The sequence below is a fragment of the Thalassotalea nanhaiensis genome (assembly GCF_031583575.1).
Taxonomy (GTDB): Bacteria; Pseudomonadota; Gammaproteobacteria; order Enterobacterales; family Alteromonadaceae; genus Thalassotalea_A; species Thalassotalea_A nanhaiensis.
The window spans coordinates 2,267,907-2,280,730 of record NZ_CP134146.1 but is presented as its reverse complement, the minus strand read 5'-3'; the positions used below and the strand labels follow the sequence as shown (position 1 = coordinate 2,280,730).

The 12,824-nt window shown below is 38.8% G+C and carries 11 protein-coding genes; 8 read left to right on the top strand and 3 right to left on the bottom strand.

The window, feature by feature from the left end; genetic code table 11:
• Positions 1–425: 425 nt before the first annotated feature.
• Together RI845_RS10005 and RI845_RS10000 are read right to left on the bottom strand one after the other, a co-directional pair.
• Positions 426–1,223: a hypothetical protein gene (locus RI845_RS10005; RefSeq protein ID WP_348386037.1), complete on the bottom strand. Its 798-nt coding sequence runs from the start codon at positions 1,221–1,223 to the stop codon at positions 426–428.
• 232 nt (positions 1,224–1,455) lie between these two features.
• Positions 1,456–2,466 carry an AraC family transcriptional regulator gene (locus tag RI845_RS10000; protein ID WP_348386036.1) on the bottom strand — a complete coding sequence of 337 codons (1,011 nt, stop codon included), beginning with the start codon at positions 2,464–2,466 and terminating at the stop codon, positions 1,456–1,458.
• Between the two features lie 312 nt (positions 2,467–2,778).
• Between RI845_RS10000 and RI845_RS09995 the strand changes: the two genes are divergently transcribed.
• From RI845_RS09995 to RI845_RS09960, 8 genes are all read left to right on the top strand, one after another.
• Positions 2,779–3,699 (top strand): SDR family oxidoreductase, encoded by a 921-nt coding sequence (locus RI845_RS09995; protein ID WP_348386035.1) that lies wholly within the window; start codon positions 2,779–2,781, stop codon positions 3,697–3,699.
• 13 nt (positions 3,700–3,712) lie between these two features.
• Complete coding sequence (locus tag RI845_RS09990; RefSeq protein ID WP_348386034.1) at positions 3,713–4,888, top strand: lipid-transfer protein; 1,176 nt, start codon at positions 3,713–3,715, stop codon at positions 4,886–4,888.
• An 88-nt stretch (positions 4,889–4,976) separates the two neighbouring features.
• Positions 4,977–5,420, top strand: a complete 444-nt coding sequence (locus tag RI845_RS09985; protein WP_348386033.1) for a MaoC family dehydratase N-terminal domain-containing protein — start codon at positions 4,977–4,979, stop codon at positions 5,418–5,420.
• A gap of 13 nt (positions 5,421–5,433) precedes the next feature.
• Positions 5,434–5,835 (top strand): MaoC family dehydratase, encoded by a 402-nt coding sequence (locus tag RI845_RS09980; RefSeq protein WP_348386032.1) that lies wholly within the window; start codon positions 5,434–5,436, stop codon positions 5,833–5,835.
• Positions 5,836–5,908: 73 nt separating this feature from the next.
• Positions 5,909–7,051: an acyl-CoA dehydrogenase family protein gene (locus tag RI845_RS09975; protein ID WP_348386031.1), complete on the top strand. Its 1,143-nt coding sequence runs from the start codon at positions 5,909–5,911 to the stop codon at positions 7,049–7,051.
• A 130-nt stretch (positions 7,052–7,181) separates the two neighbouring features.
• Positions 7,182–7,853, top strand: coding sequence for a nitroreductase (locus tag RI845_RS09970; protein ID WP_348386030.1), 672 nt, complete (start codon positions 7,182–7,184; stop codon positions 7,851–7,853).
• Between the two features lie 136 nt (positions 7,854–7,989).
• On the top strand, positions 7,990–8,895 hold the full coding sequence (locus RI845_RS09965) for an alpha/beta hydrolase (RefSeq protein WP_348386029.1): 906 nt from the start codon (positions 7,990–7,992) through the stop codon (positions 8,893–8,895).
• 96 nt (positions 8,896–8,991) lie between these two features.
• The gene (locus RI845_RS09960; protein ID WP_348386028.1) at positions 8,992–9,957 is read left to right on the top strand and encodes an alpha/beta hydrolase; all 966 of its coding nucleotides are present in this window, start codon (positions 8,992–8,994) and stop codon (positions 9,955–9,957) included.
• A gap of 163 nt (positions 9,958–10,120) precedes the next feature.
• Here the strand turns inward: RI845_RS09960 and RI845_RS09955 are convergent, their stop codons facing one another.
• Entirely contained in the window at positions 10,121–12,547 is a 2,427-nt protein-coding gene (locus RI845_RS09955; protein WP_348386027.1) for a TonB-dependent receptor, read from the bottom strand.
• Positions 12,548–12,824 lie beyond the last annotated feature (277 nt).

The window sequence follows — 12,824 nt, the reverse complement described above, 5'->3', positions numbered from 1 at the left end:
ATTGCTGGTTATTAAGCAACTGTTGATGTTTAAACTTGGTGGTAATTTTATAGATGTCGTTCTACATTTTGAAATTAAAGCAAACGCAGTTGGTATAAATTAAACTTATAGTAGGTGTGTGTGGATTATTTAATTACTCTCTATTTTATTGTATGTTTCTGATATTTAGTGATTATTTATATTTAAGAGTTTATGTTTTATTTGGTGTAATAAGTTGAACTTATACTTTGATTAAAGCGCAAATAAAAAAAAGTGCTCAAAAGAGCACTTGAATGTGTTAAAAAATAATTTAATTGGCAGGTGTTAATTGTTCTAATAGCCAAAGAGTTCTTGTAGAATTCTGCGAAATTTCGGCTCCTTATAATTGATTAAACATTGCTATACAGCGGTTATGGTTGTTAAAAAATAATTATGTCGTTGAAGAGCTAGAATTGATAGTTAAATTCAATTCGATGTTCACCATCTTCAAACGAAGTATTTTCTGTCCAATTTGAAAAGTAACGGACATTAAATCTAGGTGTTACTTGATAACCTACAGATGCTTCATGGGTTAATATTGAACTTTCACCTAGGCCATAGGCATTATTTTGATAAACATCTGAGCCCGATAGTGTTTCCAGGTAAAATGGATTGTAGTTTACCCATAATTTATCAGTAATTGCGTATTTTGAATACATACCAACTAAATAGTAAGTACCTTGTACAGAATAGCCACTATCAATCGTGCCATCATCTTCAAGTGCATTATTCGCGATACCAGCACCAACACCTGCTAATGGGAATAGGCTTAACTTACCAAACTTTGGTAATGCTTGAATAAATGAATATGACACTGAACCAGATTCGTCGGCTAGTGCATTTGCATCTAGGCCTAAAGAGATATCTAGTTGAGAACCTCTACCATTAGTCATGTCTACTTGAAAGTTTCGAAAACGAAATGAGTCAAGAGAGTTATCTTTAACTGCGTTGTTATCCCAACCTAAGTCTTCACCTCCAAGACCTTTTAACTCAAGTACATTCATTCCAAATGTATTAGGGTTACCAGTATCGTAACTTTGACCATATTTTAGGTTTAAGCCTTTATTGGTAACACCTGCACCGAATTGCGAATAAACTGCAAGTGGGTCAGACATGTCCTGAACTTCTTCTTCAGCCAATACCGTTGTTGAATGGGCTGTTAAAATGGCCATCAAGCCAATAGATAATTTTGCTACGGTTTTCATTAAAAAACTCCTAAGTACGCAATCTAATTGCCGCGATTTTAACGACTAAAACAGAGCTAGAGAAATAATAAAAATGAGTAGGGCTATAAATATTTTGTATAGTTACGGGAGGAATGAGTAATGTTTTGAGGTGATTTGGTATTAATTATTAATTTAAATAGAACATTAAAAATAAGGGGGACTAAGTTGCTTTATTTTTAATGTTCATGTTTGAAAGCGCTTGCTAAACAGTTTAACTGTCGCTATCAGATTCTCTATAGGCTCGTGGTGTAACTCCTGTCCAACCTTTAAATGCACGAATAAATGCACCTGGTTCACTAAATCCTATTTTAATGGCGATTTCGCTAATGGACCATTTATGCTGGGTAAGATGATAAATAGCGATGTCACGACGGATAATATCTTTTATCTTTTGATAGGTTACGCCTTCGCTTTTGAGTTTTTTACGCAATGTTTTTGGCGTCATAAAAAACTTCTCAGCAATAACTTCGAAAGTAGGAAAGCTATTATTTTCACATGCTTCTATCTCTAACCTTATTTTTGTACTGTAGCTATCATCTTCTACCGGATTAAGCAGAATATTTTCAGGGGATTTCCTGATGTAATCAACTAAGGTCGAAGAATTTTGAGTAATAGGTAAGGATAAATACTCAGCACTAAAGCTTAAGCTTAAACAGGGTTGATCATAATTACGCGGACAAGGAAATAAATAACGGTATTCGCTCTCATGTTCAGGCGGAGCATAATTAAAGTTAACTTCTTTTAAAATAATATTTTTACTGATCAACCAACACGCTGTTCTATGCCAACCGGTAAGAATAAATTCCGCTAATAAATGATCAGGGTCCAGCTCTGGTTTAATGATTTTAGCCTCTAAACGAACTATATCCCCATCTTCAACCAACTTAAGATCATAGGCATTACTAATGTGTTGGTAATAGCCAATGCCTAAATGTAGGGCTTTTTTTAAGTTTGGCGCGCCAATAAGTAAATGACCAGCGAAATAAAATGAGCCAGTAGGCACTGCAGGCTCAACCAATCCTAAATATTCATCTTGTAAAATTGCCATGCATTTTCGTAACAGCTTGATAAAGTGACGATAAGGTACTCGGGCATTAGCATCATTGGCAACTTCTAAAGGAATTCCTGCGTATTGCAGTATTGGTAAAGGATCATGCCCATTACGTTTTATACTTTTCATTAAAGCCTGTACGTAATGACATAATATTGTTGTTTTTTCCATGCTCTCACCAGTAAATTATCGAACCCTACAGAAACAAGCCAACCAACATCTGCAGCCATTTTAACATCATTAAAATAATGATCTTAATTATAGCGACCACGTTGCAAGGTTCGTTATTGGCGCATACTACAATGGCAACCTCTGATAATGCAACAAGCTGTTTATATAATTAATGATTATCGTCAATTGTCACATTTTTGCTAATTTTAAAGTACTTTTCTGTCATTGTTGAATTACTGCAAACTGTTCAATATTTACCGCATCAATGAAACGTTTAAATTAAAAAACAAAAATTATACAAGGTGATTCTCAATGAGCGATATTAAATTTTTTGACAAAGTAGTTATTGTTACTGGTGCTGGTGGCGGTTTAGGCAGAGCCTACGCCCTTGAATTTGCAAAGCGTGGTGCACGAGTTGTAGTAAATGATCTAGGTGGTAGTGGTGCTGGTGAAGGAGCGAGCAGCTCTGCAGCAGATCAAGTAGTAGCTGAAATTAAAGCGTTTGGTGGTGATGCTGTTGCCAACTACGATTCAGTTGAATTTGGTGAAAAGATTGTACAAACCGCAATAGACAATTTTGGTCGTGTAGATATTTTAGTAAACAATGCAGGTATCTTACGAGATTCTAGTTTCACTAAAATGTCGGACACTGATTGGGAACTTATCTATAAAGTACACGTAGATGGTGCTTATAAACTTACTAAAGCTGCTTGGCCATATATGGTAAACCAAGGCTTTGGCCGAGTTATCTTCACTACCTCTGCTGCTGGTATCTACGGCAACTTTGGTCAAGCTAACTATAGCTCTGCAAAATCTGCATTATTAGGTTTAGGTAAAACCTTGGCTATTGAAGGTGCACGTAAAAATGTTCACGTTAACGTTATCGCTCCTATTGCCGGTTCACGTTTAACTGAAACTATTTGGGGTGAAGAAATCCTTAAAGCTACGTCTCCAGATTACGTAGTGCCTTTAGTTGTTAAATTATGTGCTGAAGAGAACAAAGATACTGGTGGTGTTTATGAAGTTGGTGCCAGCTGGTTCGCTAAAGTTCGTGTAGAACGCAGTGAAGGTTACGCTTTTGGTGTTGATAAAGATGTTAGCGCTGAAGATGTTGCGTCTAAATGGGATGACATTTGTGATTTCAGCAATGCGGCACCAGCAGAAAGCATTGTAAGTACATTTAATGCCGTAGGCAAAATGGTTGGTATTGATTTACTTGCCGCAAAGAAATAAGTAGGAATTAGATATGAATAATGCAAGAGTTGCCGGTGTTGGCATGACCAAGTTTTGTAAACCTGGTCAGCAACAACCTTATCGAGTAATGGCGAGTTCAGCAATTAAAGACGCTGTTAAAGATGCTGGTATCGAGTTTAAACAAATTCAACAAGCATACGCCAGTTATGTGTATGGTGACAGCACATGTGGTCAACATGCTTTATACGATGTTGGCATGACAGGTATCCCATTAGTAAACGTGAACAATAACTGTTCTTCAGGTTCGTCAGCTTTATATTTAGCTCGTCAAGCAGTCGCTTCTGGTGCTGTAGATTGTGCTTTAGCGTTTGGTTTTGAAGAAATGCAACCTGGCGCTCTTGGCTCTCATTGGGATGATAGAGAGTCACCATTTGATAATATGTTAACCACATTAGATCAAGTGGCTGATTGTCATCAAGGCCCACTGGCTCTTAAAATGTTTGGTCAAGCAGGTACCGCTTATATTGAAAAATATGGCGCCAATCCAGACATTTTCGGTAAGGTATCAGTAAAAACTCGCTCACATGCGGTTCATAACCCTTACTCATTATTTGCCAACGAAATGACTCTTGATGAAGTAATGAATGCGCCAACAATTTACCCTCCATACTTAACTCGTTTTATGGCTTGTCCTCCAACTTGTGGTGCAGCAGCAGTAATTGTTTGTTCAGCTGAATTTGCCAAAAAGCACAATATCAAAGCGAACGTTGAGATTATTGGTCAGTCGATGGTGACTGATATAGAAGGCAGTTGGACTGATCCTATCAAACTTATTGGTAGTGAAATGACCAAAGAAGCCGCTCGTCAAGTATATGAGCAGGCAGGTTTTGGTGCTGAAGACGTTGATGTTGTTGAGTTGCATGACTGTTTTACACCAAACGAAGTTATTACCTATGAAGGCTTAGGCTTATGTGGTGAAGGACAAGCTGAAAAGTTCATTAATGACAATCAAAATACCTATGGCGGTCAAGTAGTGGTTAATCCATCTGGTGGATTAATGTCAAAAGGTCACCCATTAGGTGCGACTGGTTTAGCTCAATGTACAGAATTGGTTTGGCATTTACGTGGCACTGCCGGTAAGCGTCAAGTTGAAGGTGCAAATATTGCATTACAACATAACCTAGGTCTTGGCGGCGCTGCAGTAGTGACCATGTACCGCGCTATATAATTTACCCTCTAGATTAAATACATAATCCAAAAGGTATAACAGAATTACATTTAGCGCGATTTAAATCGCGCTGGTTTAAGGAAACATGATGTTAGATAAAACAAAAATAGGCCATCAATTTGAAAGCTTTAAGGTTGATGTTGAAAAAGGTCGATTAAAATTTTTCGCCAAATCAATCGGTGAAACTAATCCAATTTATATTGATGAAGAAGCGGCTATTGCCGCTGGTTACAAGTCTCTACCAGCTCCGCCTACATTCCCGTTCTCGTTAGATATGGAAGGTCCTGAGCTTTTACCTGTTATAGGTTTACTAAACCTTGATATCGGCCGTGTATTACATGGTACCCAAGAGTTCAACTATTTTGGCCAAATTCATGCCGGTGACACCATTACTGTCAGTTCAGAATTGAAAAATATTTTTGACAAAAAAGGTGGCGCTCTTGAGTTTGTAGTTATGGAAAATAGCTACACAAACCAAGACGGTGAGTTAATGGCGCAAGCAAGTGTAACACTTGTGTACCGTAACGTTTAAACAGGGGATTATCATGACGAATATTACAGTAGGTACTGTGTTACCTGAACTAGCTTTACCACCAATTAGCCGTTTTACTCTTGCTTTATATGCAGGCGCTTCAGGCGATCATAACCCGATTCATATCGATAGTGATTTTGCTAAAAAAGCGGGAATGCCAGATGTTTTTGCTCACGGTATGTTATCAATGGCGTATTTAGGTCGTTTATTAACTAACTGGCAACCACAGTCGCAATTACGCAAGTTTAGTAATAAGTTTGCTGCTATCACTCAATTAAAAGATGTGATCACCTGTTCTGGTGAAGTTGTTGAGCTAATCACTCATAACGATGAGCAATGTGCTCGTGTAGCAATTCAAGCGTGTAAGCAAGATGGTACACAAACTTTAATCGGCGAAGCGATTGTAGCTTTATAAACGCCGATAATGCTGGCTTGACTGTTTCAGTTTCGCCAGCATTTTTTTTTAAGATTTAAGTTTAGGAATAATGATGAAACGTTATAATTTTGATGAAGATCACAATATGTTTAGGGATTCTTTTCGTGCTTTTCTTCAACAAGAGGTTGTTCCTCATAGAGAAGAGTGGCGCGAAGCAGGTATAGTTCCGCGCGAAGTTTACTTAAAAGCTGGCGAAATGGGCTTTTTGATCCCACAGGCACCAGAATCACTTGGTGGTTTAGCCATTGATGATTTTCGTTTTCAACAAATTATTTCCGAAGAAATAGGGCTTTGTGGCGAAACGGGCTTTATGCCGCAACTGCACAGTACGATTGTTGCGCCTTATATTATGAATAACGGTAGTGATTTCTTAAAAGAAAAATACATTCCAAAAGCAATCACTGGTGAATACATCCTAGGTGTAGCGATGACTGAGCCTGATGCTGGCTCAGATTTAGCTGGTATGCGAGCTACAGCTGTTGATAATGGCGATCATTACGTACTTAACGGTAATAAAACCTATATTTCAAATGGTATTTGTGGTGATGTGTTTGTTGTTGCAGCCCGAACCGATCCAACTGTCCCGCATGCTATAAGCTTGTTTGTTGTAGAAGCAAACTGGGAAGGATTTAAACGTGGTGCCCACCTTAAAAAAATGGGAATGAAGTCACAAGATACTGCTGAGTTGTTCTTTGACAACGTAAAAGTGCCAAAAGAAAATCTTATTGGTGTTGAAGGCCAAGGGTTTAAGTATTTAATGGGCGGTTTAGCTGAAGAACGTCTTATTTGCGCTATCTGGAATGTAGGTACTGCTGAGTACGCGTTTAATTTGACCAAAGAATTTGTGCAAGATCGTAAAGTATTTGGTAAGCCATTATCTGCAATGCAAAACACTCAATTTAAAATGGCTGAATTACGTGCTCGTCTTGATATGGCAATTGCTTATACAGATACCCTGGTAGCCAATACCAACCGTGGTGATCATGACAGTATAGGTGCCTCGCAAGCAAAACTATTAACCAGTGAACTGTTATGCGATGTTGCCGATGAAGGTGTTCAGTTACACGGTGGAGCAGGCTATATGGAAGAATATCCAATTTCTCAAGTGTTTGCCGATGCTCGTATTACACGAATTTTTGCTGGAACCTCTGAAATTATGAAATTGATCATTGCCAGAGCAATTTTTAGCGAATAAAAATTAAAATAATAATATCAGCACCTTTATTGGTTGCTATTAATATGGCGGGGTAACCCGCCATACTTTTTTGTTTTAATAAGTCAATTTCTACAGACTCAGGTTAACCAAATTACATAAGAGAGAAAATATGCCATCTACCGTTATTAAACAACTGTTGAAGCAACGCCATTCTGTGCGTGGTTTTCTGAACAAAGAAGTTACGCCAGAGCTCTTAGAAGAAATTTTTAGCCTCGCCCAGCACGCTGTATCTAATTGCAATACGCAACCTTGGAAAACGTTCGTTGCTTCAGCAAATGTTAAAGATAATTTAAAACAAAACTTAATTGATACGGTGATGACTGGTACAAAACCAGACAGTGATTTCCAGTATTATTCTGACTTTAAAGGCGAGCATCAAGTCAGGCAAATAGAGTGTGCGAAAGCACTTTATAATGCCATGGGAGTTGAACGTGGGAATAAAGCCGAACGTAAACAAGCATTACTGAGAAATTATGAGTTTTTTGGCGCACCACATGTAGCGATTATTTGCATGCCAAAGTCATTTGAAATTAACAACGCTTTGGATATTGGCATCTATCTACAGTCACTCATGTTAATCATGGAATCCTTTGGTATTGGTAGTTGTGCTCAAGGAGCTTTAAGTTTTTATCCTCAAATCATTAAAGATACCTTAAACATCCCAGAATCTATGGGGGTTTTGGTCGGCCTGTCGTTTGGTTATGAAGATAAAAGCCAACTTGCAAATAATGCTCGAACAAGTAGGGCGATGCTTTCAGACAGCGTTACGTTCTTATCTTGATAGAGTACATTTGTTGATTTTTAAGTGTCTTATTGTCATTGCTGAATGCCCTTTAACCCTGCAAAATTAACACTTTATTATATAGTCTGGCAAAGCGGTTAGTCGGTTGTAAGGCTTTCAACTTAAGGTTATTTCATTGAGTGTTCAAAATTTTTTATTAAAAAAGTACTTAAAAGTCATGTATAAACCCCGGTTTAATGGTGATTTAAAGTTAGAACAGGCAAGAAAAGAACTTGATAGCGTAATCAATACCTTTATGCCATCTCCGTGTCGTTCTCTTGGGCTTGAGCAACAAGTCATCAATGGCGTTCCTTGTGAAGTTATATATCCAGAGCAAAGTAAGCCAAAAGGCATCCTTCTATATATCCATGGTGGTTGTTTTTCGTTGGGCTCACCATTAAGCCACCGCGGGGTAACATGTGAGTTGGCTAAAACCCTATCATTGACTGTTGTCGTACCTGACTTTCGCCTTGCTCCTGAACACCCATATCCTGCAGCACAAAATGACGTGCAGTCAGTATATGAATATCTAGTGACAACACAAGAAGCGGAACATGGTCTTTATATTGCCGGCGACCAAGCTGGTGCTGGTATGGCAATACTGCTTGCTATTGCTTTGCGAGATCAAAACAAAACCCAACCTCAGGCAGTTTTCGGCTTGTCAGGGTTATATGATCTAACCCTTTCATCAAAATCTATGCGTACTTTAAAAGACATTGACTGTTGCAATACTCCAGCAGTATTTGAACGCGGTATTGGATATTACTTACCTGAAAGTATCGAAGCATCTTCACCAGAAGTATCTCCTCTGTTGGCAGATTTATCGGCTTTACCACCAATTTTGCTACAGGTTTCAGACAGTGAAATGTTGCTTGATGACTCGATCAGGTTGAGTGAGACGATAACTGAAGCAGGTGGCATGGCTACATTGGATGTTTGGCAAGATGTGCCGAGTTGTTGGCATATTGCCGCTGTTGGTTTGCCGGAAGGGCGGACCGCAATTAAACGCATTGGCCAATTTATAAAAGCAATAAACATCTAAGAACACCGGTACAGTTCATTACCAAATCGCCCGAAATATCTACATAACGTTTAAACATAGCCAATTATCGGCTTAACATTAGAGAGAAATGGACAAATGGAAAAAGTAATTGAGGATTATCCTTTGTCATCGCAGGTTTATGTGAACGATGAGGTAAGTTGGCAGGCGCGACGAACCAATGATTTAATGCGTTGTTTTGTTAAGCGACACATGAATAAACCATTTAATATCGATCAATTTCGACAGTTTGCTAGAAAAGTAGACTTTGTAAGTGGTAGAAGCGTTACTGATATGCAAATAGCTGAGGTTGATGCTAATGGCGTTTCCGCTCAGTGGTTAACTACATCTGCAAAACAACAGCGGGTAATTCTATATTTTCATGGCGGTGGTTTTTGCATACATATGCCAAAAACTTATAACGCTTTAGTTGCCCAATTATGTCGTAAACTCAATGCTAATGGTTTAGTTCCAGATTATCGCCTTGCTCCAGAACACCCATTTCCGGCTGGCGTGAATGATTGTTATCAAAGTTACTGCTGGTTATTACAACAAGGCTACAAGGCAGAAAATATTATTATTGCCGGTGATTCAGCCGGTGGTTGTTTAACCTTGACTACACTACAAAAAGTTCGAGATGCCGGGCAAAGGAAACCTGCAGCGGCTGTGTTGTTATCTCCAGGTACCAATTGCTCTATTGAAGACCTCATGGCCTTGGAGCCGAACTTAGAGTCGGTTGATCCTATGTTGAACAAGCAATCTCTGGCAACCATGATTAATTTATATTTACCAAATGATATTAATCAGAAAGATCCTTTGATCTCGCCACTTTATGCCGACTATAACGGGTTTCCACCACTACAATGCCATGTGGGAAGTAATGAGTTAATTTTTAACCATTCTGCAAGTGCGATGAAAAAAGCCGTGGATGCAGGTGTTAACGCACGATTGCATATTTGGAAAGACATGCCTCATGTGCATCCGTTGTTTTCCTGGTTGCCAGAAAGCAAGCAAGCGATAGATATGATGGTTAACTTTATGAATAAGCATTTGCCAGCAAAGTAAGTTAACGATTAACAAAAGTTATTATACAAGCAGTGTTAATGCAGAGATGTTTAATGGCGAGTATTAATTTCTTTCTAAATAAAAACCACAATCCATATTTATAGATTGTGGCTTTTCTTTTTATGGAGCTTTAGCCGCTAAATTAGTGGCGACTAATCATACTTTAGTTCATATAGTGGTAACTAAACTGAACCGTGTAGGTAGCAGGGGCTGCCGTTCCTGCTTGGTGAGAGCCAGATAAAAGTGGCGTATCATTGTGGTAATAAAAGTACTCTTCATCACTCAAGTTTCGACCGATGAACGCTACGTCCCAATCTCCATCTGGAGATACTAACTTAATAGAAGCATCAACCAAGGTGAATGCATCCACTTTAGAGCTTTCATCTAAATCAGCTGCAGCATAATATTCATCAGAATGACTTAAATTAACCCTTGAAATCAATTCAAATTCACCTAAATTAGTGGCGTACTCTAAACCGAGCATTGCTGTAATTTCAGGTACATCCTGATTAGTTTTACCGCTTAAGTCGTTACCGCCATCGGCAGAACAAGCAGCACCATTAGCATACCCACCGTTTACAATTTGCATTGCGGTACAACCGGCGTTTTCATATGAATCAAATTCAAAATCTATGTAACCAAAGTTAGAAAATAAGGTCCAGTCTTCAGTTAAATTCCATACAAGATCTAATTCCAATCCTTGCGATGTAGCTTCAGCGGCATTGGCAACAACAAAGGTGGTACCTCCGGTAAACTGAGTGGTTTGCATATCGTCAAACTTAGTGTTGAACACTGCAACGTTTAATTTTGCACTGCCATCGAGTAATGAGAACTTACCACCAATCTCAAATGATGTTGCTTCTTCTTCTTCATACTCTGCAGCAGCAGGATCTGCAGTCATTGCTAATGCGTTAAAGCCGCCACCCTTAACACCTTCTGCATAACTCACATAAAGGTTGGTATCTTCGTTAACCGTCCATGATAAGCTCGCTGAAGGAGTAAAATGACTTTCACTTCGGTTAAGATCATTTTGATGTGGCTGCGCTTCAAATACCGCTAGTCCCCAAAACATCTGTTCAAGTGGGTTTGATAACGGGTTACCACTGGTTTGACCGTAGCCAGTACCACCATAAAGGTCGACTTCTTGTATGGCATCTTTTTCTTCATCTGCATAACGACCTGATAATTCGAGCTTTAAATTATCCGTTAAGCCAATACCTACTTGAGCAAAAACCGCCCACATATCAGACTCTTGATCTAATTGATGAAAGCGACTCGTAAGACCATATTCTGGGAATATATCAAGTGCACCACCTGTCATCCCTAAAATAGCACCATTGAAGGCACCGCCTACAGCAGTACCAGGAGCAGTTGCCGCTTCGGTTACACCGTTGGTCAATAAATCACTACTTTGATAATAAACACCAGCAATGTATTCAAAGGTATCACTGTCTTTAGAGACAAACCGAGCTTCAAAGCTGGTTTGTTCAAACTCTTCTCTATCAGTAAATTGCAATATTGGCAAAGGACCAAAGTCTGCATCGACACTGCGCACAAAATCATATTCAGATTGTGCTGCCATCACAGTAAAAGTACCTGCGCTTAACGCGTAATTTGCTTTTAATGCATATTCATCAAAATTGGTGTCCATGTAATAGGTGGTATCTTCACCATTGAAACCTAAGCCGGGGTAATCCATATTTGAACCACTGCCTTTATGGTTAACAGCGCCGTCTTCGCCAAATGAAGCGATAACGGGAGCAAGTGGCCCGGTTAACTCGGTCATTTCCCAATAAATACCATTGGCTTCTTGTTCACCAGATTCAAGGCGAAAATTCACAGCTAAAGCGTCACTAGCTTGCCAGTCGAATATACCTCGATACGATAAATCTTCGCTGGTTATACCGGTTTCATCTTTAACGTGGTTTTCCATGTAGCCTTTATCGTTGTCTTTGTATTTAAACGCTAAACGAGCTTTTAAACTGGCGTCATCATTAAGCGCGCCAGTGACAAAACCAGATGTTTCTATTTGTTCTGCTTCGGTTTCCCAGCCTGTGGTTATTTTAGCTTCCAAATCTTCTTTAGGTTGTGCAGGATTAATCGATAACACACCACCAATAGTATTCTTACCAAATAAAGCCCCTTGCGGACCGCGTAAAACTTCAAGCGTTTCTACGTCCAAAAAAGAATAGCGCGACTGTACGCCACGGCCATGATAAACACCATCAACAAATATTCCGACCGATTGCTCTCCACCGGACTGTAAGTCTGAGTTAATGCCTCGAATGGATATGGTATCTTGAATTGCATTTGCAGAAATGCTGACATTTGGCAAAGATTTTGACATATCTTCCATATTATCAATTTTCATTTGCGCTAATGTTTCACCGCCAATAACAGAAACGGATGCAGGGACTTCATTTAATGTTTTTGGGCGTTTACCACCTTTTACTAAGATAACTTCAATATCTTTATTAGAATCTGCAGTTTGCTCTTCTGCAACAGATAAACTGCTATAACCGCTTGTAGACAGTGCAATTGCAATTGCGATGCCTAAAGAGTGGCGTTTATTATTAATAGAACTACTCAATGTTTTTCCCCGATTTATTATTATAAATGCTGTATTAGTTTTTTATTGTTATTGATTTAAAAAACTACTCTAAGCTCAAAATTTGAGCTTAGGAGTTAGATTGTTCGATGGGGGGCTACATCTCAATAACAAAAAGGAACCATTTTATTAACAATTCATAACTTTAGTTAGGACATGCTGTAAAACAAAGGGGTGTGAAGCAATGGATATGTTTGTATTTTTAAAGTTAAGTAAAAAACCGCGAGCCAAAAAGGAACGCGGTTTATGTTATCAGCTC